The organism is Streptomyces rhizosphaerihabitans (assembly GCF_025399795.1).
GTDB classification, from domain to species: domain Bacteria; phylum Actinomycetota; class Actinomycetes; order Streptomycetales; family Streptomycetaceae; genus Streptomyces; species Streptomyces rhizosphaerihabitans.
In genome coordinates this window covers 138,672-157,499 of sequence record NZ_JAODTZ010000001.1, presented here as the reverse complement: position 1 = coordinate 157,499, position 18,828 = coordinate 138,672, and the positions used below count along the sequence as shown (strand labels likewise).

General features: G+C 72.0%; 19 protein-coding genes. 8 read left to right on the top strand and 11 right to left on the bottom strand.

Annotation, left to right across the window (positions count from 1 at the left end):
* Positions 1–243: 243 nt before the first annotated feature.
* Positions 244–1,365, top strand: coding sequence for an NADH:flavin oxidoreductase (locus N4G66_RS00660; RefSeq protein ID WP_261701878.1), 1,122 nt, complete (start codon positions 244–246; stop codon positions 1,363–1,365).
* A gap of 63 nt (positions 1,366–1,428) precedes the next feature.
* Here the strand turns inward: N4G66_RS00660 and N4G66_RS45825 are convergent, their stop codons facing one another.
* From N4G66_RS45825 to N4G66_RS00635, 6 genes are all read right to left on the bottom strand, one after another.
* On the bottom strand, positions 1,429–1,644 hold the full coding sequence (locus N4G66_RS45825; protein ID WP_391858734.1) for a DUF397 domain-containing protein: 216 nt from the start codon (positions 1,642–1,644) through the stop codon (positions 1,429–1,431).
* A complete protein-coding gene (locus N4G66_RS00655; protein WP_261701877.1) occupies positions 1,596–2,183 on the bottom strand; it encodes a hypothetical protein in 588 nt (195 codons plus the stop codon). The genes N4G66_RS45825 and N4G66_RS00655 overlap by 49 nt, the downstream gene beginning before the upstream one ends.
* Before the next feature lie 46 nt (positions 2,184–2,229).
* Positions 2,230–3,684 (bottom strand): PTS transporter subunit EIIC, encoded by a 1,455-nt coding sequence (locus N4G66_RS00650; RefSeq protein WP_261701876.1) that lies wholly within the window; start codon positions 3,682–3,684, stop codon positions 2,230–2,232.
* Positions 3,685–3,700: 16 nt separating this feature from the next.
* Positions 3,701–4,636: an N-acetylmuramic acid 6-phosphate etherase gene (murQ, locus tag N4G66_RS00645; protein WP_261701875.1), complete on the bottom strand. Its 936-nt coding sequence runs from the start codon at positions 4,634–4,636 to the stop codon at positions 3,701–3,703.
* A 208-nt stretch (positions 4,637–4,844) separates the two neighbouring features.
* Positions 4,845–5,765 (bottom strand): MurR/RpiR family transcriptional regulator, encoded by a 921-nt coding sequence (locus N4G66_RS00640; protein WP_261701874.1) that lies wholly within the window; start codon positions 5,763–5,765, stop codon positions 4,845–4,847.
* 60 nt (positions 5,766–5,825) lie between these two features.
* Positions 5,826–6,440 (bottom strand): TetR/AcrR family transcriptional regulator, encoded by a 615-nt coding sequence (locus N4G66_RS00635; RefSeq protein WP_261701873.1) that lies wholly within the window; start codon positions 6,438–6,440, stop codon positions 5,826–5,828.
* Positions 6,441–6,588: 148 nt separating this feature from the next.
* On the opposite strand from N4G66_RS00635, the gene N4G66_RS00630 reads away from it, so the two are divergent.
* From N4G66_RS00630 to N4G66_RS00620, 3 genes are read left to right on the top strand one after another with little or no spacing between them, the layout of a single operon-like run.
* A complete protein-coding gene (locus tag N4G66_RS00630) occupies positions 6,589–7,731 on the top strand; it encodes an FAD-dependent oxidoreductase (RefSeq protein ID WP_261701872.1) in 1,143 nt (380 codons plus the stop codon).
* A 59-nt stretch (positions 7,732–7,790) separates the two neighbouring features.
* A complete protein-coding gene (locus N4G66_RS00625; protein ID WP_261701871.1) occupies positions 7,791–8,186 on the top strand; it encodes a hypothetical protein in 396 nt (131 codons plus the stop codon).
* Entirely contained in the window at positions 8,183–8,446 is a 264-nt protein-coding gene (locus N4G66_RS00620; protein WP_261701870.1) for a DUF4031 domain-containing protein, read from the top strand. The genes N4G66_RS00625 and N4G66_RS00620 overlap by 4 nt, the downstream gene beginning before the upstream one ends.
* Positions 8,447–8,534: 88 nt before the next feature.
* Here the strand turns inward: N4G66_RS00620 and N4G66_RS00615 are convergent, their stop codons facing one another.
* The 4 genes from N4G66_RS00615 to N4G66_RS00600 all read right to left on the bottom strand — a co-directional run bounded on the left by N4G66_RS00615 (position 8,535) and on the right by N4G66_RS00600 (position 12,880).
* Positions 8,535–9,641, bottom strand: a complete 1,107-nt coding sequence (locus tag N4G66_RS00615) for a GNAT family N-acetyltransferase (RefSeq protein ID WP_261701869.1) — start codon at positions 9,639–9,641, stop codon at positions 8,535–8,537.
* A 20-nt stretch (positions 9,642–9,661) separates the two neighbouring features.
* Positions 9,662–10,915, bottom strand: a complete 1,254-nt coding sequence (locus N4G66_RS00610) for a Cmx/CmrA family chloramphenicol efflux MFS transporter (protein WP_261702140.1) — start codon at positions 10,913–10,915, stop codon at positions 9,662–9,664.
* A 169-nt stretch (positions 10,916–11,084) separates the two neighbouring features.
* Entirely contained in the window at positions 11,085–11,768 is a 684-nt protein-coding gene (locus N4G66_RS00605) for an HD domain-containing protein (RefSeq protein ID WP_261701868.1), read from the bottom strand.
* A 125-nt stretch (positions 11,769–11,893) separates the two neighbouring features.
* Entirely contained in the window at positions 11,894–12,880 is a 987-nt protein-coding gene (locus tag N4G66_RS00600; RefSeq protein WP_261701867.1) for a helix-turn-helix domain-containing protein, read from the bottom strand.
* A gap of 110 nt (positions 12,881–12,990) precedes the next feature.
* Here N4G66_RS00600 and N4G66_RS00595 point away from each other — a divergent pair, with 110 nt between their 5' ends.
* The 4 genes from N4G66_RS00595 to N4G66_RS00580 all read left to right on the top strand — a co-directional run bounded on the left by N4G66_RS00595 (position 12,991) and on the right by N4G66_RS00580 (position 17,430).
* Positions 12,991–14,022 carry a saccharopine dehydrogenase family protein gene (locus N4G66_RS00595; RefSeq protein WP_261701866.1) on the top strand — a complete coding sequence of 344 codons (1,032 nt, stop codon included), beginning with the start codon at positions 12,991–12,993 and terminating at the stop codon, positions 14,020–14,022.
* A 241-nt stretch (positions 14,023–14,263) separates the two neighbouring features.
* The gene (locus N4G66_RS00590; RefSeq protein ID WP_261701865.1) at positions 14,264–14,941 is read left to right on the top strand and encodes a maleylpyruvate isomerase family mycothiol-dependent enzyme; all 678 of its coding nucleotides are present in this window, start codon (positions 14,264–14,266) and stop codon (positions 14,939–14,941) included.
* A gap of 216 nt (positions 14,942–15,157) precedes the next feature.
* A complete protein-coding gene (locus N4G66_RS00585; RefSeq protein WP_261701864.1) occupies positions 15,158–15,862 on the top strand; it encodes a copper homeostasis protein CutC in 705 nt (234 codons plus the stop codon).
* 353 nt (positions 15,863–16,215) lie between these two features.
* The gene (locus N4G66_RS00580; protein WP_261701863.1) at positions 16,216–17,430 is read left to right on the top strand and encodes a hypothetical protein; all 1,215 of its coding nucleotides are present in this window, start codon (positions 16,216–16,218) and stop codon (positions 17,428–17,430) included.
* On the opposite strand, the gene N4G66_RS00575 is transcribed toward N4G66_RS00580, so the two are convergent.
* Positions 17,423–18,712 carry an RNA-guided endonuclease InsQ/TnpB family protein gene (locus tag N4G66_RS00575; protein ID WP_261701862.1) on the bottom strand — a complete coding sequence of 430 codons (1,290 nt, stop codon included), beginning with the start codon at positions 18,710–18,712 and terminating at the stop codon, positions 17,423–17,425. The two genes, N4G66_RS00580 and N4G66_RS00575, sit on opposite strands and share 8 nt — an antisense overlap.
* Positions 18,713–18,828 lie beyond the last annotated feature (116 nt).

Genomic DNA, 18,828 nt, shown 5'->3' with positions numbered 1-18,828 from the left:
GGGCGGCACTCCCTGCTACGGCGGGGGGTGCCGCCCTCGGGCGTTTCGGCGTCCCTTGTGGCCCGTCCCCTCCTAAGGAGCGTGGCCCGGATCACAGCGGCAGTTCCCGGCGCCGCGGAATGCCGTGCCCGGTGCGGCGGTTGACGCTGAAGAGCAGTCGATGCATGTGCACATACCGCACGGAATCTCCTGCCTCGCCGACCACTCGACGTCATACCGACCACCTGTTCGAGGAGCCCCCACGTGACCGCTGACGCCGCGTCCCGCGCAGCCGAGATCCTTTCCCGTCCCGTCTCGATCAACGGCCTGACCGTCCCGAACCGGATCGCCATGGCCCCGATGACCCGGATGTTCTCGCCGGGCGGTGTACCGGGGGAGGACGTCGTCGGCTACTACTCCCGCCGCGCCGCCGCGGGCGTCGGCCTGATCGTCACCGAGGGCACCTACGTCGGCCACGACTCGGCCGGACAGAGCGACGCGGTGCCGCGCTTCCACGGCGAGGACCAGCTGGCCGGATGGGCGAAGGTCGCCGACGCCGTGCACGCGGCGGGCGGCACGATCGTCCCGCAGCTCTGGCACATAGGCATGGTCCGCAAGGCGGGCGAGCCGCCCTTCGCGGACGCCCCGCCCGTCGGCCCCTCCGGCCTCTACAAGGAGGGCGCCGAGGTCACCGGCAAGAGCATGACCCAGCAGGACCTCGACGACGTCATCGAGGCGTTCGCCAAGGCCGCCGCGGACGCCGAGCGCATCGGCTTCGACGGTGTCGAACTGCACGGCGCCCACGGCTACCTGCTCGACCAGTTCCACTGGGCGGGCACCAACCGCCGCGAGGACGCGTACGGCGGCGACCCGGTGGCCCGTACGAAGTTCTCGGCGGAGATCGTCGCCGCGGTGCGCGCCGCGGTCTCGCCCGAGTTCCCCGTCATCTTCCGCTACTCGCAGTGGAAGCAGCAGGCCTACGACGCCCGGATCGCCGAGACCCCGGAGGAGCTGGAGGCGATCCTCGCCCCGCTCGCCGCCGCCGGAGTGGACTCCTTCCACGCCTCCACGCGCCGCTACTGGGTGCCCGAGTTCGACGGTTCCGACCTCAACCTCGCCGGCTGGACGAAGAAGCTGACGGGCAAGCCCAGCATCACCGTCGGCTCGGTCGGCCTGGACGGCGACTTCATCAAGGCCTTCGCGGGCGAGGGCTCCCCGGTCAAGGGCATCGACGACCTCCTCGACCGCATGGAGCGCGACGAGTTCGACCTCGTCGCCGTCGGCCGCGCGCTGCTCCAGGACCCCGAGTGGGCCGCGAAGATCCTGGCCGGCCGCTTCGACGACCTGGCCCCGTACGACGCGGCGGCCCTGGGTTCGCTCAGCTGACCTGAGCCGACCTGACCTGGAGGGGCGGCACCCGCTGTACTGCGGGTGCCGCCCCTCTTTTGATCAGCCGGTGGCGCCGAGGTGACCGACGAAGGTGCCCCAGGCGGCGGCGCCGAGGGTGATCACCGGCCCGAGCGGATTCTTGGAGTCCCGGACGGGCCCTCCCCGGCGGACCTGCCGACGGGCTCCGTCCCTCCCGGACTGCCCTCCTGCAAGCCCGGACTGCCCTCCTACAAGTTCCCCATCGGCTCGATGTCCACCTTCACGGGTGTCCCCCAGATGCGGAGCACCTCGTAGTCGGTGAACTCGTGGACGAGGCGGTAGGCCATGCCGGGGCGGGGGGTCCGGCGCTCGGCGGCGAGGTAGCGCTCGGCTTCCTGGCGGTCGCGCCGGGGGGTGCCGCACAGGTGCCACTCCTGGCCGCTCCAGACCTCCGGGAGCCAGCGCTGCTGGGGCTGGGGGCGGTCGCCGCGGACCCCGTAGCGGGTCATCGTGCGGTCGGGCAGCTCGTCCGGGGCGGGCGCCCGGCCGTGCCCGTACGCGTCGTTCACCTCGGTGCGGCGGGCGGTGCGGCGGCGGGTCTCGCAGAGCAGGCAGCGGTCCGGGGCGCTCTCGTCCACCGGGCCGTTCGGATGCTCGGAGCAGCGGGTGGTCGGCGCCGTCGTCGTCACCGTCTCGTCGAGCAGGTCCAGGGCCCGCTTCAGGTCCGCCTTGACCTCGTGCAGCTTGGCGTCGGGGCTGTCGGTGTTCAGGGCGTCACCGTGCTCCCCGAGCAGCCGCAGGGCGCGGCCGAGGGCGGTCAGCTGTGCGTGGTTCATGGTCCCAGCCTCGCACGCGCCACCGACAGTCCGGCCGGGACAGGTCCTAAACGGCGGCGGCCTGTTCCGCGGCCTGTTCCGCCCGGCGGACCGGTGCCACGCCGCCGAGGCCGAGGAAATAGGTGGCCGCGAACCCGACGACGTACCCGGTGATCAGGCCGCCCGCGTAGATCGCCGCGGTGAGGGCGAGGCTCCGGTTGCCGGACAGCAGCGGGAACAGGGCCAGGCCGGAGGGCCCGATGGCCGTCGAGCCGACCTGGTCGCCCAGCATCGAGAAGAAGCCGATGAAGGCGCCGCCCGCCGCTCCGCCCGCGCAGGCGGTGACGAAGGGGCGGCCGAGGGGCAGGGAGACGCCGTAGATCAGGGGTTCGCCGACGCCGAGGAGACCGGCCGGGAGCGCCGATCTGATCGTCGTCCGCAGCGAGGTGTCGTGGCGCAGCCGGACGTAGACCGCGAGGGCGGCGCCGACCTGGCCCGCGCCCGCCATGGCCAGGACGGGCAGCAGGACGGTGTAGCCCTGCTGCTCGATGAGCGTGGTGTGGATGGGGATGAGGGCCTGGTGCAGGCCCAGCATCACCAGAGGGAGGAACAGGGCGCCGAGGACGAGCCCGGCGAAGGCGCCCGTGGTGGAGAGCAGCCAGGCGGCGGCCGTGCCGATGGCGGAGGAGAGCTCACCGGCCGCGTACATCAGCGCATACAGCGTCACCAGGCCGGTCAGCAGCACGGTGAGGGTGGGGGTGACCAGGACGTCCAGGGTCGGCGGGACCCAGCGGCGGCACCACTTCTCCACATACGTCCCGAGGAGCGCCGCGGCCAGGGCGCCCAGGACACCGCCCTGGCCGGGGGCGAGCGTCACGCCGAGGACCGTCACCTTGGAGACCCCCGCGTAGACGACGACCGAGGCCACCGCGCCGCCCAGGACCGGGGTGCCGCCGAACTCCTTGGCCGTGTTGTAGCCGACGAAGACGGCGATCAGCGCCATGAATCCGGCGGCGATGGCGGTCAGGGCCGGGGTGAGGCCCGGCAGCACGCCGAGGTTGACCAGCAGGCCGTTGAGGCCCGCGACCACCCCGCAGCCGATCAGGGCGGGGATCAGCGGCACGAAGATGTCCGAGATCCGCCGCAGGAGCAGCTTGAGGGGGGTGGCGTTGCGGCGGGTCCGGGCGGCCTTCAGCTCGGCGCCGCGCAGGGCGAGCAGGTCCGCCGTGGTGGTTTCGGCGTCGTGCGGGGCGAGCCGGTCGGCCGTGGTCGTCAGCAGCGCCTCGAACTCCGGCGTCACCCGGGCGACGGTGCCGGGGCCCAGCACGATCTGGCAGGTGTCGCCGTCCGCGACCAGGCCGAGGACGGCGGGCAGGGCCCGCAGGGCGCCCCCGTCCACCAGGCTCGGGTCCCGCAGACCCAGCCGGAGCCGGGTCATGCAGTGGGCGACGGTCAGGACGTTCGCGGGGCCGCCCACGAGGGGGAGGATCGCCGCTGCTGTGGTGGAGTCCGGTGTGCGCACTCCCCGAGCGTGCTGGTCAGTCGGACGCCTTCGCCAGCGCGGCGCGCAGATGGCCCTCGGACTCCTCCAGAAGGCGGGCGGCGGTGGGCCCGTCCACACCGCTCAGGATGGTCAGGATGGCGTTCTTCACCTCGCCGTCCGTGGTGGAGAGCGCGCGTTCGATCTCCTCGTCGGAGGCGCCGGTGGCGAGCGCGACGATCCGGCGGGAGCGGGCCCGCAGCTTCTCGTTCGAGGCGCGTACGTCGACCATCAGGTTCCCGTACGTCTTGCCGAGCCGGATCATCGTGATCGTCGAGAGCATGTTCAGGACGAGCTTCTGCGCGGTGCCGGACTTCAGACGGGTGGAGCCGGTGAGCAGTTCGGGGCCGACCACGACCTCGATGCCGTGGTCGGCGGCGGCCGCGAGCGCGCTGTGCGCGTTGCAGGACAGGCCGACCGTGAGCGCGCCCTGCTTGCGGGCGTGCTCGACCGCGCCCACGGCGTACGGGGTGCGGCCCGAGGCGGAGACACCGACCACCGTGTCGTCGGCCGTCACGGCGAGTGCGTCCAGGTCGGCCGCCGCCAGCTCCCTGGAGTCCTCGGCGCCCTCGATCGAGGTGACCATGGCGCTCGGGCCGCCCGCGATCATGCCGACGACCTGGGAGGGGTCGGTGTTGAAGGTGGGCGGGCACTCGGAGGCGTCCAGGACGCCGAGGCGGCCGGCGGTGCCGGCGCCCGCGTAGATGAGGCGCCCGCCGCGGGACATGCGCTCCGCGATGTCGTCGATCGCGGCGGCGATGAGCGGGAGCTGCGCCGCGACGGCCGTCGGTACCGTCGCGTCCTCCCCGTTCATGAGCCGCGCGATCTCCAGCGTGGGCAACCGGTCGATCTCGGACAGTTCAGGACGGAACGCCTCGGTGGTCAGCGTCTCCAACTCTGCTCGAAGATCGCCGTAGTTGGGCATGGAGGTCATGGGAGGAGCGGCTCTTTCCGGTGAGGTGTCGTACCGCGCCCCGGAGGCGGGGTGCGGGCCGGGACGACGTGCGGCACCGCCGCGCGGGCGCGACCAGCCGCCCACGGACCGCAGTCTCCCCGATGGATCAAGTCCCCGGTCCGTTCGCGAGGCCGGTCTGTTCGCGAGGCCGGTCTGTTCGCGCGGCCGGTCTGTTCGCGCGGCGCGGCTAGCGGCCGCTGCGCGGGGAGTGGCGGTGCGCCAGGGCCTCGTACGAGGCGGACAGCGCGGGTGCCGCCGTCTCGTAGGTGCGCTGGGCGACCCCCACGAACAGACAGTCCACCACCAGGAGCTGACTGGTGCGCGACGACATGGCCGCCGGGCGCAGCTCGCTCTCGCGGGCGGTCGAGGTGGTGAGGATGTGGTCGGCGTACTGCGCGACCGGTCCGCCGGGCCGGCCGGTGATCGCCACCGTCGTCGCCCCGTGCTCGAAGGCGACCCGGAGCGGTTCGATGACGTCGCCGGTCGAGCCGGAGTGCGTGATGGCTATCGCCACGTCCTTGGCGCGCAGCTGCACCGCGTTGGTCACCGCGAGGTGCGGGTCGCTGTGCGCGTGGACTATGAGCCCGATCCGCATGAGCTTCTGCAGGAGATCCTGGGCGACGAGCCCGGACGCGCCGACTCCGTAGATGTCGATGCGGCGGGCGGTGGCTATGGCGGCGACGGCATGGCCGAGCTGGACCGTGTCGAGCGCGGCGGCCGTGTCCGCGAGGGTCTGCTGCTCGTCGTACGCGAGCTTCGCCACGACGTCCGCGATCGGGTCGTCGACCGCGATGTCGGCGGTGACGGCGGGGGCCCGGCCCGACTGCTGCTGGGCGGCGAGCCCGGCGAGTGCGAGACGCAGGTCCCGGTATCCGGGGTAGCCGAGGAGGCGGGCCGTGCGCACGACCGTGGCCTCGCTGGTGCCGGTGAGCTCGGCGAGTCCGGTGACCGTGAGGGCCGCGCAGCCGGCCGGGTCACCGGCGACGGCCTCGGCGACCCGCTGCATGGAGCGCGTCATGGAGGGGGCGAGGGTGCGCACCTTGGCCGCGAGGGCGGCGGGGGCGGGCGGTGCCTCACCCGCGAAAATTTCCTTCACGTCATGGGTCACATTATGAAAGATATTTTCCGTCGGGGTATCGGTCAAGGGTGCGCACAGGGCGTCAGGCGCTCACCCTCTGGAGACGGCCGTGCCCCAGCCCTTCTCCAGGAGGTCGAAGGCGCGCGTGACGGCCTGGCGGGGATCCTGGCTGCCGCGGGCGATCCGGGGTGCTTCGAGGGCGAAGTGGGCGAGGGCGGCACAGGCCGGGTCGTCGGCCGGAAGTCCGCTCTCCTCGGCAATGGCACGAGCGAGGGCGGTTTCGTGGCGCAACCACATGCGCTGGGCGTAGTCCCGCAACGCCGGGGTGTTGTCCACCAGTTCGATGAACGCGGTGAAACCGGCGTCGTCGTCCACGGCTGCGGCGCGGTGGCGCAGGGCGTGCTCGCACAGGGCCGCGGGGATGGACCGGCCTTGGGGCCGCTCGTGTACGGCGGCGAGCAGACGGGCTTCCTGGTCGGCGTCCTCGTCGAAGACGAGGGCTTCCTTGACCGGGAAGTGCTTGAACAGCGTGGTGGTGGACACGTCGGCGGCGTCCGCGATCTCACGGATGCCGACCTGCTCGTATCCCCGCTCGACGAAGAGGCGCAGGGCGGCGTCGGCCAGGGCTCGGCGGGTGGCGGCCTTCTTGCGTTCGCGGCGCCCTGCCGGGGCCGGTGCCGGGGTGCCGGCCGTCGCGTTGGTCATGCCACGACCCTACACATTTGATTGCCCAACTTCAAAAGTTGTGCCGTTGCACTTATTGAGTTGGTGTGCTCTTCTGGAGCGGCGGCGCCGCGTGGCACAGCCCGGCCCGTTCCGCATGCTCCCCTCTGCCCGAAAGGCGTGACCAGCCATGCCCACCCACCGCATCGCGATCATCGGCGCCGGCCCCGGCGGCCTGACCTGCGCCCGCATCCTGCAGCAACACGGCATCACCGCAGCCGTCCACGACCTGGACACTTCCCCCACCGCCCGCGACCAGGGCGGCACCCTCGACATGCACCCCGACTCCGGTCAGCACGCCCTGCGCGCGGCCGGCCTCTGGGACGACTTCCTTGCCCGAGCCCGCCCCGAAGGCCAGCAGATGCGCCTGGTCGGCCGCGACGGCCGCATCCTGTTCGACGCGATCCCGCCCGAGGCCGACGGCGCCGAAGGCAACCCCGAGATCGACCGCGGACAGCTCCGCGACATCCTCCTCGACTCACTCAAACCCGACACCGTGCGCTGGGGACACAAACTCACCCGCACCGAAGCCCTCGGCGACGGCACCCACCGCCTGCGCTTCGCGGACGGCACCAGCACCGACGCCGACCTCGTCATCGGAGCCGACGGCGCATGGTCCCGGGTCCGCCCCCTCCTGTCCGACGCGACGCCCCTCTACACAGGCGTCACCTTCGTCGAGACCGGACTCGACGACGCCGACGCCCGCCACCCCCGCCTCGCCGCACTCACCGGCAACGGCACCATGATGGCCCTCGACGACAACCAGGGCTTCGTCGCCCAGCGCAACAGCGGCGGACACATCCGCGTCTACATCGGCATGCGCACCGCACAGGACTGGCATCAGCAGGCAGGCCTCGACCTGACCGACACCGCCGCCGTCCGCGAGGCCCTCCTGAAGAAGTTCACCGGCTGGAGCCCCGACCTGCTCGGCCTCATCACCGCCACCGACACCGGCTACACCAACCGGCCCCTGTTCGCCCTGCCCGTCCCCCACACCTGGACCCACACCCCCGGCGTCACCCTCCTCGGCGACGCCGCCCACCTCATGTCCCCCTTCTCCGGCATGGGCGCCAACCTCGCCATGCTCGACGGAGCCGACCTCGCCCACGCCCTCATCGAAAGCCCCACCATCGACGACGCCATCCGCGCCTACGAAACCGTCCTGCGGCCCCGCTCCATCCAGGCAGCCGAAGGAGCCGCGGAAGGCATCAACGGCGCCTTCTCCCCCGACGGCGCCACACAGATCCTCACCCACATGACCCAGCACCACTGACGGCGAGGACCACGGTCCCGCCCTGCCCGAAGGTCAGGATTCCCTGCGAAGATTGAGGGATGGACCCCACCGACAACCCCCTCAGCCCCCTGGAACAGGCGTTGCACGCGGCGCGCGCCCGTGTGCTCGCCGACCTGATCGCGGGCCAGGTCGCCGAGGCGGACGTCGTCTCCCTGGTCGAGGACTCGGTGGTGCAGCGCCGCTGGTGGGTCGAGCAGTGGCCGGAGGGCGCCGGATTCGTCGCCGGGCTGGTCGCCCAGGACGTGCAGGACGCGCTCCTGGAGCGGTACGGACGGTGGCCGCTCTGCCCGGTGTGCGCCACCGGCGACCCGCACGCCCTCGAAGTCGAGCCCGAGTTGGGGCCCGACCCGCACTGGGTGTGCCACCAGGCGGGCGTGAAAGTGTCCCCGGTGGGCTCCCTCGCCTCGGCGACCGGCGGAAACCCACCCTCGTGACCGTCTACATCGATCCGCCCACCTGGCCGGGGCACGGCCGGGTGTGGTCCCACCTGATCAGCGATGTCTCCTACGGCGAACTCCACGCTTTCGCCGAGGAGTTGGGCGCACCCCCGCGCGCCTTCGAGCGCGACCACTACGACATCCCCTCGCACCGCTACTCCGACGCGGTCGCCGCGGGAGCGGTGGAGGTCAGCAGCCGCGAGGTCGTACGACTGCTGCACGGGGCGGGTTTGCGCCGCCGTAAGCGCGCGGGGTGACCGGGCTGGGTGACCGGGCGGGACCTTTCGGGGGTGCTCGGGCGGGGCCTGGCTCGGGGTGCTCGGGCGGGACCTCCTCGTGGGGTGCTCAGCTCTCGCGGGCGTACAGCCGCAATGACGCCTCCATGCCGTGCAGTTCGCGGGCCTCCTTCTCCAGGTCCTCGCTCACGCGGGTGAATCCGGCGCGGGCGATCACCCGCTGGGAGGGGGCGTTGTCCCGGTCGATGGCGGCGAACAGGAGCTTGACGTCGTCGCGGGCCAGGGCCTGTTCGGAGAGGGCGCACAGGGCCTCGGTCGCGTAGCCCCGGCCTCGGGCGTTCTCCGCGAGGTCGTAGCCGACCTCGGCGCGTCCCTCCTCGTCGGGCACGCCGTGGAAGCCGATCCCGCCGACCGCCCGCCCGTCCTCGCGCCGCACGAGCACGAACATCCCCCACTCCGGCCGGTGCGCCCCTTCCTCGTACGCGCTGACGATCATCCCGGCGGCGTCCCGGGTGCCCTCGAACGGGCCGCCCTCGATCCACTCGAAGCCGCCCGTGCCGCCCGCGCGCAGATCGGCGGCGGCGGCGGGGGTGACCCCCTGCAGTGTGAGCCGGTCGGCTTCGATCACCAGGTTGTTGCTCCAGCGCCACTGGGTGAGCAATTCCCGGCCGGGCAGGTCACCGCGCCCGGTGGCCCACAGGAGCGTGCTCCACGGGGCGTCGGGTTCGGGCCGGACGTGCGGGAAGATCCGGGTGAGGACCGAGGCGCACAGTTCGTCCGGCGGGCTGTACGGCAGACCGAGTCCCTCGGCGATGTCGTGCGTGTGCAGCAGGACCTCGGTGACCCCCATCGCGGCGAAGCCCTCGCGGTTCGCGCTTTGGAACGGGTACGGATGGAAGGCGCGCACCTCGCGCGGCGTCGTCCTGACGGCGGCGGCGAGCAGCCCGCCGGTCGCCTCGATCACGTCGACGACCCCCGCGTTGCCGGTGCCCTCGTCCAGCGCGATGTCGAACGGCACGTACGCCGTGGTGGCCCGCCCGGCCAACTGCCCGGCGTACGTGATGAGATCACTGGCGATGTGCTCGGCGGTCCGTCGGCAGCTCCACTCCAGCCGACCCGCCCGTACGCCGTCCCAGTCCCGCCCGGCCGCCGCCCGCAGCAGCGCCGCACAGCTCGCGACGGCTTCCTCCACCTGGTCCCCACCCATGTCTGTCATGCGGCCGAGAATAGGACGGATCACGCGTCGGAACGTACGGGATTGTTCGCCTGGTCTGCCTGGTCTGCCTGGTCTGCCTGGTCTGCCTGGTCTGTCGAGTCCGCCCTGCCCGCGACCCGTGAGCCCGGCGTACGGCGGTTCGGCCGCAGGGACACGAGGGCGAGGCAGATGGCGGCCGCGTTCAGGGCCGCGCCCGCCCAGGCGGTGGCCGGGTACCCGAGCCCGGCGTCGATGATGGCGCCGCCGAGCCAGGGACCGGCGGTGTTGCCCAGGTTGAAGGCGGCGGTGGTGGTGGCGCCGGCCAGCGTGGGGGCCGCCGCGGCGACATGGAACATCCGGGCGTTCAGGGCCGGGGCGGTGCTGAAGCAGGCGATCCCGAGGAGGAAGGAGAGCAGGACTGCCGCGACGGCGTACCGCCCGAGGAGGGCGAACGCGACGAGGACGACGGTGTCCGCCACCATGCCGCTGATCAGCACCCCGAACAGGTGCGCGTCGGAGAACCGGCCGCCGACCGTCGTTCCGATGAGCGCGCCCGCGCCGAACAGCGCCAGCACGGTCGGGACCCAGCCCTTGTCGAGGTGGGCGACGTCGGTGAGCAGCGGGGCGAGATAGCTGAAGGCGCAGAAGACACCGGCCGCGGTGAGGGCGATGGTGCCGATGGACAGCCAGACCTGCCGGTCCCGGTAGACGAGCAGTTCCCGGCCGAGCCGCGGGCGCTCGGCCGGGGGCGGAATGGGCGGGACGAGGGTCACGATGCCGACGAGCGCGACGGCGGAGGCTGCCCCTACGGCCCAGAAGGCGGACCGCCAGCCGAGACCCTCGCCGAGGAAGGCGCCCGCGGGTACGCCCAGCACGTTCGCGATCGAGAGCCCGCCGATCATCACGGCCAGCGCCCGCGCCCGCGAGGTCACCGGCACCATCGCGATGGCCACGGAGGCGCCGACCGCCCAGAAGCCCGCGCAGGCCAGGGCGCTGACGACACGTGACGCGAAGAGCACGGCGTAGCCCGGCGCGAGGGCGCCGGCCACCTGGCCGAGCCCGAAGACCGCGATCAGGGCGACGAGGGTGGTCCGCCTGGGCAGGCGGAGCGTGGCCACGGCGAGCAGTGGCGCACCGACGACCATGCCGATCGCGAACGCCGAGATCAGCAGGCCCGCCCGCGGGATGCTCACGCCCATGTCGTCCGCGATGGGCGGCAGCAGCCCGGACAGCATGAACTCGCTGGTGCCGAGGGCGAAGACGGAGAGGGCGAGGATGTAGACGGACAGGGGCATGCGGGGGCGGGCACCGGCGGGGGCTGGTATGTCCGGCTTCAGGGGGCCGCGGCTCGGGGGCATGCCTCCTTGGTACGTGGTCCGGCGCCCGCCGTCGAACCTGTTTCCCGGATCCCGGACCGGCGACGGTTGGTCACCGGGGTCCGACGTGCTGCCGGCCGGGCGGATCTCACGTCCGGGTCAGTGCCGCCAGTTCGTCCGCCATGTTCCGGCGCGCCGGTTCCGCCCACACACGCTCCCCGTACGACGTCCTGAACAGCCGTGGCAGGTCGAGGAGTTGGCGCAGTACGGCCGCCCGGCCCACGCGGAAGGCGGCGTCGGGGACGAACCCGTACTCCTCGCGGACGGCGGCGGTGTAGGCGGCGTACGCGGCCGGCGGCGACGCCAGGACCGCCAGGTCGGCGTCGCACAGGACGGCGCCGTCGGTGTCGTCGTCGGCCGGGTCGTGGGAGACGGTGAGCCGGACGAGCCGGGCGACCTCGGCCGTACGCTCCGGGCCGATCCCCAGCTCGGCCAGCGCGCGTTCGGCGAGCCGGGCCGAGCGCTCCTCGTTCTCCGAGCGGTCCGGGAGGTACACGGCGTCGTGGAACCAGGCCGCCAGGCGCACGGCGGCCGGATCCCCGGCACGCTCGCCGTGCGCCTCCAGTACGTCGATGTGGTCGAGGACCGCGAGGAGATGGTCGGTGGTGTGGTACCGGCGCCGGGGTTCGGCCCAGCGGTCCAGGAGGTTCGCCGCGTAGGGCCCCGGTGCCGGGCCGGACCCGCCGTCGCCGTCACGCGCGGCCAGCACGGTGTCCGCCCAGCGCTTCGTCAGCTCGGCGTGGGCCGGGTGGCGGTTGCTCTCTGCTGCCATGGGGTCATTGTCCCCGCAGCGGGGCGGGCCCCGCGTCCGTACGCGACCGTCCGCGGGCTGCGGGCTGCTGGTGGGGCTGCTCGGGTCGCCGGGGGCGGCAAGGGGACGGGCTTGCCGATGCCGGTTCAGGGGCGCCCGCGGTGGTGTTGCCCGCTGTCGTCCGGGCCGGGGCGGGTTCGTGAGCGGAACGTGCGGCGGTAGGCGTCCGGAGGCACGCCGACCGTGCGGTTGAAGTGCCGGCGCAGCGTCGTGGCGGTGCCCATGCCGGTGGCCGCCGCGATGGTGTCGACACCGGCGTCGGTGGTCTCCAGCAACTCCTGGGCGTGCCGGATCCGTTGGGTCAGCAGCCATTGCAGCGGGGTGGTGCCGGTCACCGACCTGAAGTGGCGGCCCAGGTTGCGCGAGCTCATCCGCGCCTGGCGGGCCAGGTCCTCGACGGTGAGCGGACGGTCCAGCCGCTTGATCACCCAGGGGAACAGGTCGGCGAGCGGGTGATGGTCCGGGGCGGGCACCGGGGTGGTGACGAACTGGGCCTGGCCGCCGTCCCGGTGCGGGGACACGACCAGGTGGCGGGCGACGGTGTTGGCGACCGACGAGCCGTGGTCGAGGCGGACGAGGTGCAGGCACAGGTCCATGGCGGCGGCCTTGCCGGCGGAGGTGAGCACGCTGCCGTTGTCCACGTAGAGGACGTCCGGGTCCACCGTCACCCGGGGATGGCGGGCGGCCAGGGCCCGGGTGTGCGCCCAGTGCGTGGTCGCGCGCCTGCCGTCCAGCAGGCCGGCGGCGGCCAGGACGAACGCGCCGGTGCAGAGGGAGGCCACGCGTGCGCCCGCCTCGTGCGCCGCCCGCACCGCGTCGACCAGGTCGGCGGGCGGCTCCTGGTCGATGTCGGCCCAGCCCGGGACGATCACGGTGTCGGCGTGCGGGAGTTCGTCGAGGCCGTGGTCGGGCTCCAGCCGGAAACGGCCGGCCCGCACGGCCTTCGGCCCGCACAGCGCGAGGTCGTACCACGGGCCCGTCACGGCGGCCGGGGCGGAGCCGAAGACCTCGCAGGCCAGGGCCAGTTCGAAGTGCAGCATCCCGTCGGTGACGGCCAGGGCGACAGAGGTCATGTCCGGAATTGTACGGGGCATGGCGTTCCGGACACTCGTGCGGTACGCCCGCCCTCGACAGGATGTCCGTGACGGATCAAGGCAGTTCACTTCGAGCACGGGGGATCACCATGAAGTCGGGACAGGCAGTGACGGTGTTCGGCGCGTACGGACACACGGGACGGTTCGTGGTGGCGGAACTGCTGGAGCGCGGGTTCGTCCCGGTCCTCTCCGGCCGCGACGCCGAGAAGCTGAAGGAACTGGCGGCCTCGCACCCCGGACTCGACGTCCGCCCGGCGTCGGTCGGCGATCCGGCCTCGCTCGACCACGCGCTGACCGGTGCGGCGGCCGTGATCAACTGCGCCGGGCCCTTCGCCGTGACGGCCGCCCCCGTGATCGAGGCGGCCCTGCGCGCCGGAATCCCGTACGTGGACGTGGCGGCCGAGATCGAGGCCAACCTCGACACGTTCACGCACTTCTCGGAGCGCGCCCGCGCCGCGGGAACCGTGATCGTCCCCGCCATGGCCTTCTACGGCGGCTTCGGCGATCTGCTGGCCACCGCGGCGATGGGCGAGTGGACGTCGGCCGACGAGGCGCACATCGCGTACGGGCTGAGCGGCTGGCACCCCACCGCCGGGACGCGCGCCGCGGGCGTGGTCTCCCGGGAGCGGCGCGGCGGCCGGCGCGTCCGTTACACAGGCGGGCAGTTGGAGTACCGCCAGGACGCCCCGCCCACCCTGGAGTGGCCGTTCCCGGACCCGATGGGTCCGCGGGCCGTCATCGGCGAGTTCTCGATGGCCGACGTGGTCACCGTACCCAGCCACCTCGCCGTACCCGAGGTGCGCACCTACATGACCGTCGAGGCGGCCGGGGAACTGTCGGCCCCGGACACCCCGGCGCCGCGTGCGGCCGACGAGCGCGGGCGTTCGGAGCAGACCTTCGTCGTCGATGTCGTCGTGCGCTCCCAGGGCGCCGAACGCCGGGCCGTGGCGATGGGCCGGGACATCTACGCCGTCACCGCGCCGCTCGTGGTGGAAGCGGTCGACCGCATCCTCACGGGACGCACCAGGACGGTGGGTGTCGCCTCCGCCGGCGAGATCTTCGACGCCCCCGACTTCCTCCGCGCGCTGTCCGGGCACATCTCCTTCGAACTGCGCCGTTGACGGGCTCACCTCTGACTCGGGGCGGCCCGATCCCCGTCCCGCAGCCTTATCCGAACGGCAGCCCCTAAGGGCTGTCCCGTAATCCCCGGTGGATCAGCGCGCGGCGTCAGATGCGGTGCATCGCAAGGCGGAGGGTCGTCCTCATACTGGGCGTATTCGGGCGATCCGACAACGCGGCGAGGTGCCGTAGCTGTCGTCGTGCGCCCGCCGGGGATTACGGGACAGCCCTTAGCGTGGAGTCATGATTCCTGGAGACGCACACGATGTACGGGACCCGGAACTGCCCGGTCTGCTCCTGCGCACCGAGCGCGACGCGCTGATCCCGCTGCTGCGGGTCAGGCCCGAGGGCGACTTCGCGCGTCCGACGGCCGGGTGTCCGGCGTGGACGGTGCGGGACGTGCTGGCGCACTGCTCGGCCGTGCTGACGCGGGTCGTCGAGAGCCGGTTCGAACCCGGGGTGTTCTCGCCGGAAGCCAACGACCGCGACATCGCCGAGCGCGTCGACTGGCCGACGGCACGGGTCGTCGACGAGCTGGAACGCGGGATGACCGAGGCGGGGCCGGTGATCGCCCGGGCCGGCGGTGTTCTCGACGCGGTCGCGCTCGGCGAGTGGGTCCATGCCGGGGACGTGCGCGAGGCGTTCGGGGAACCGGGCGCCTACGAGGGAGCGGGACTCCCGCACGCCCTCACGCTCCTGGTCCGCGTCAGCCGCGAACGCGACCATGTGCCGCTGCACGCGGATCTCGACGATCTCGACGACCCCCTGCGCCTGGGCGGCGTCCCCGGCGACCGGCCCCCGGCCCGTTACATCGGCGGCGCCGTGACCCTCGTACGGCTCTGCTCGGGCCGGCCGGTCGCGAAGACGACGGCGTACGAGCTGGTGGGGGCTCGGGAGGAAGAGCTGAATCTGTTCCGGTGAACGGAGGAAACCGAATCCGTCCGGGGAATGGGCGGAGCTGAATCTGCCCGGATGAACCGAAGAGCCGAATCCGTCGGGGTGAACGGTGGGACAGGGAGGGGCCGGAGGGAAATCCCTCGACGGCCCCCCACTCGCCGTGATCTTCTCGCGCCCCCGCTCCCGCCCGCGTACTCTTGGATTGGACTAGACCTATAGCGGCCCAAGGGAAGAGGTCCGATGAGCGAGCGGAAGAGCGCAGTCCTGGAGGTGATCGCCCTCGGCGTGGAGGACGCGGTCGCCGCTCAGGCCGGCGGTGCGGACCGGCTGGAGCTGGTCGCCGACATGGCGGCCGACGGGTTGACCCCGTCGGTGGAGACCTTCGCCGGGATCCGTGCCTCCGTCGACATCGCACTGCGCGTGATGCTGCGCCTGTCGGACGGCTTCGCGGCGGGCGGCACGCAGGGTGTCGACACGCTCGTGCGGGTCGCGGGTGCCATGCGGGACGCGGGCGCGGACGAGTTCGTACTCGGTTTCCTGGACGAGCACGGCGGTCCCGACCTGGCCGCCGTGGAGCGGATCGTCGACGGACTGGACGGCTGCCGCTGGACGTTCCACCGTGCGATCGACCGCGCCGCCGACCGTGACGCCCTGCGCAAGCAGCTCGCGGACCTGCCCGGCCTCGACGCCTATCTGACCGCCGGATCCGCTACGGGCGTCGACGACGGGCTCTCCGTCCTCGCGTCCGAGTCCGCCCGTCGCGGTGAACCTGGATACGAGCCGCGGATCATGGTCGGCGGCGGCCTGCGTCTCGACCATGTGCCGGGGCTGCGCGCCGCGGGCCTCGACGCCTTCCACATCGGCGGTGCGGCACGTCCGGGAGGCTGGACGGGACCGGTCTCGGCGGAGGCGGTACGGGAATGGCGGACCGCTCTCGACGCGTAGGGAGCCGGCTCCCCTCGACGCGTAGGTCACCGGCTCCCCGTGACGCGTGGGACCCCGCTCCTCTCGACGCGTAGGTCACCGGCTCCCCGTGACGTGCGGGACGCCGCCGCTCTCGACGCGTGGGGCGCCGTCCCCTCGTACCGACGTCCGGTCGTGCGCGGCCGGTCCGGCAGGTCACGGATGCGTCTCCGCCAGGTAGTTGTTGTGTTGTGAGAGTCACGTGACGATCACGCACCGACCTCGTGCGTGCATATTTGGTCATGCCCCGATCGGCCGGGGCATGACAATCACACGGATGTGCGTGCCGGCGAGAGAGGCACAGCAGCACAGCAGCATCAGGGGGACAAGGCTCCATGCCATCCATACGCAGCCGCACGCTCGCGGCAGCCGCGGCCGTGATCGCGGCCGTCATGATCACCACCACGGCCTGTGACGGCAAGAAGGACGACGGCGGGGCCTCCGCCCGGCCCTCGTCGTCCACCCAGGCCGGCAAGGGTGTCGACACCGGTCAGGACGACGGCTCCACCTCGATCGGCGGCTACAAACTGCCCGCCGGCATCCCCACCGACCTCAGCGGCGCCGCCCTGGACAAGTGGAAGAACGGGGGGTGGAAGGACTACAGCGACTGGGCGTCCAAGGCGCAGGACTTCGCCAACCCGTACATCAAGGACTTCTGGACGCCCGAGAAGATGGCCGAGGCCAAGGCGAACATCCCGGTCGCCCAGGCGGGCAGCACCAGTTCGGGCTCGGGCAGCGGCGCCACCTCCTACCTGCCCGACGGCAAGGTCAAGAAGCAGACCGCCGCCAAGGTCAAGGGGACCTACCACCACTACGCGGCGCCGGTCGGCAAGCTGTTCTTCTCCTCGCCCGAGGGCAGCATGGTCTGCTCGGCCGCCGTCGTCACCGACCCGGCGCACCCCGGCAAGTCCAACCTGGTGTGGACCGCGGGCCATTGTGTGCACGCCGGCAAGGGCGGCGGCTGGTACCGCAACATCGCCTTCGTCCCCTCGTTCAACAACGGCGCGAATCTGAGCAACCGCCAGATCACCGACCCGCGCGCCAAGGCCGTCTCCCCGTACGGCATCTGGTGGGCCGACTGGGCCACCACCTCGTCCCAGTGGATGAAGGGCGGCGCCCACACGGGCAACGCGGCCTCCGGGTACGACTACGCCGTGCTCCACGTCAAGCCCGAGAAGGGCGGCAAGTCCCTTCAGGAGCAGCTCGGTTCGGCTCTGCCGGTGTGGTTCGGCGCCCCGGCCGCCAACAAGGTGAAGACCATGAAGGTCCGCGGCTACCCGGCCGAGGCGCCCTACGACGGTTCGAAGATGTACGACTGCCACGGCGCCACGAAGCGGTTCGTGCTCGCGAGCAACGTGCCCGCCCAGTTCATGATCGGCTGCACCATGAACGGCGGCGCCTCCGGCGGCCCCTGGTTCATGACCCACAACGGCCGGACCTACCTGGTCTCCAACAACTCCCTGAGCGACCGCAAGACGTTCATCACCGGGCCGCGCCTCGGCGAGAACGCCAAGCAGGTCTACCTGGCCACCAGCAGGAAGTTCAATTGACTTGCTCTCGCTCCTGAAGGGAGGGGGATTCTGGCCTGCTCGCTCGACCCCTGTGCCGCATAGCGGCACAGGGGTCGAGCGAGCTTCCGTGGCTTCCTGTTTCTTCGCGCTGTGCCGGGACGAGTCCTGGTCTTACCGGCGCTCCGCAGGCTGTCACCGCCAGTCCGGCGGCCGTTCTGATGTTGATCGCGGCATTGTGGTCCCGGTCGTGGAGGGTGCCGCAGGCGGTGCAGGTCCATTCCCGGATGTGCAGAGGTTTGGGGCCGTCCTTGACACCGCAGGTGGAGCAGGTCTGTGAGGTCGGCTCGAACCTGCCGATCTTGACCAGGGTGCGCCCGTACCGGGCGGCCTTGTACTCCAGCATGCGTACGAACTGTGCCCAGCCCGCGTCATGCACGCTCTTGGCCAGCCTGGTGCGCGCCAGTCCCTTCACCGCCAGGTTCTCCATGCCGATCGCTTGGTTGTCGCGGATCAGTTTCGTGGAGAGCTGGTGGTGGAATTCGTGGCGGGCGTCGGCCACTTTCGCGTGGGCGCGGGCGACCTTGAGGCGGGCCTTCTCGCGGTTCCTGGATCCTTTCTGTTTGCGGGACAGCTCCCGCTGGGTTTTCTTCAGTTTCTTCTCCGCCCGGCGCAGGAACCGCGGGGAGTCGATCTTCGTGCCGTCGGAGAGGACGGCGAAGGAGGTCAGGCCGAGGTCGATGCCGACCGTCCGGTCGGTGTCGGGCATGCGGGCGGAGTCGGCGGCCGGGTCGGTGTCGATGACGAAGGAGGCGAAGTACCGTCCGGCCGCGTCCTTGATCACGGTGACCGAGGAGGGCCGTGTGGGCAGGGCGCGCGACCACTTCACCTTCACCGCCCCGACCTTGGGAAGGTTCAGTTTCCCGGAGCCGGTGATCGACCAGCAGGCATTGGCCGTGAAACGGATCGACTGACGGTTGTCCTTGCGGGACTTGAAGCGAGGCGCACCATTCTTCGCCCCCTTACGCTCGCCCTTGAGGGAGGCGAAGAAGTTCCGGTACGCGGATTCCGCGTCGCGCAGGGACTGCTGGAGGACGACCGCGGAGACCTCACCCAGCCAGGACCGTCCGGGTGTCCGCTTGGCCTCGGTGATCAATTTCCGGGACAGTTCCGCGGCCTTCGGGAACGGCCCGCCCGACGCACGGGCGTCCTCGCGGGCGCGCACGGCATCGTTGTACACGACCCGTGCGCACCCGAACGCCCTGGTCAGCGCGAGACGTTGGCGAGGCTGCGGGTACAGCTTGAAGGCGTAGCGAAGCTGCATGCGGTGATCGTACGAACGCGCGCCTCCCGCCACCAGGGGGAACGTATGCCCTACTGGTACTCCCTCTTGAACCGGGGAGCGGAACGGGCCGAAGGGGGTGAGGTGTCACCTGGCTT

What these genes read in the sequence shown, in the direction of transcription:
- N4G66_RS00655 (WP_261701877.1), bottom strand. Translation starts at nt 2,183, where the DNA reads ATGAACCACGCACAGCTGACCGCCCTCGGCCGCGCCCTGCGGCTGCTC.
- murQ (WP_261701875.1), bottom strand. Translation starts at nt 4,636, where the DNA reads ATGACCTCCATGCCCAACTACGGCGATCTTCGAGCAGAGTTGGAGACG.
- N4G66_RS00635 (WP_261701873.1), bottom strand. Translation starts at nt 6,440, where the DNA reads ATGACCAACGCGACGGCCGGCACCCCGGCACCGGCCCCGGCAGGGCGC.
- N4G66_RS00630 (WP_261701872.1), top strand. Translation starts at nt 6,589, where the DNA reads ATGCCCACCCACCGCATCGCGATCATCGGCGCCGGCCCCGGCGGCCTG.
- N4G66_RS00625 (WP_261701871.1), top strand. Translation starts at nt 7,791, where the DNA reads ATGGACCCCACCGACAACCCCCTCAGCCCCCTGGAACAGGCGTTGCAC.
- N4G66_RS00615 (WP_261701869.1), bottom strand. Translation starts at nt 9,641, where the DNA reads ATGACAGACATGGGTGGGGACCAGGTGGAGGAAGCCGTCGCGAGCTGT.
- N4G66_RS00610 (WP_261702140.1), bottom strand. Translation starts at nt 10,915, where the DNA reads ATGCCCCTGTCCGTCTACATCCTCGCCCTCTCCGTCTTCGCCCTCGGC.
- N4G66_RS00605 (WP_261701868.1), bottom strand. Translation starts at nt 11,768, where the DNA reads ATGGCAGCAGAGAGCAACCGCCACCCGGCCCACGCCGAGCTGACGAAG.
- N4G66_RS00600 (WP_261701867.1), bottom strand. Translation starts at nt 12,880, where the DNA reads ATGACCTCTGTCGCCCTGGCCGTCACCGACGGGATGCTGCACTTCGAA.
- N4G66_RS00595 (WP_261701866.1), top strand. Translation starts at nt 12,991, where the DNA reads ATGAAGTCGGGACAGGCAGTGACGGTGTTCGGCGCGTACGGACACACG.
- N4G66_RS00590 (WP_261701865.1), top strand. Translation starts at nt 14,264, where the DNA reads ATGATTCCTGGAGACGCACACGATGTACGGGACCCGGAACTGCCCGGT.
- N4G66_RS00585 (WP_261701864.1), top strand. Translation starts at nt 15,158, where the DNA reads ATGAGCGAGCGGAAGAGCGCAGTCCTGGAGGTGATCGCCCTCGGCGTG.
- N4G66_RS00580 (WP_261701863.1), top strand. Translation starts at nt 16,216, where the DNA reads ATGCCATCCATACGCAGCCGCACGCTCGCGGCAGCCGCGGCCGTGATC.
- N4G66_RS00575 (WP_261701862.1), bottom strand. Translation starts at nt 18,712, where the DNA reads ATGCAGCTTCGCTACGCCTTCAAGCTGTACCCGCAGCCTCGCCAACGT.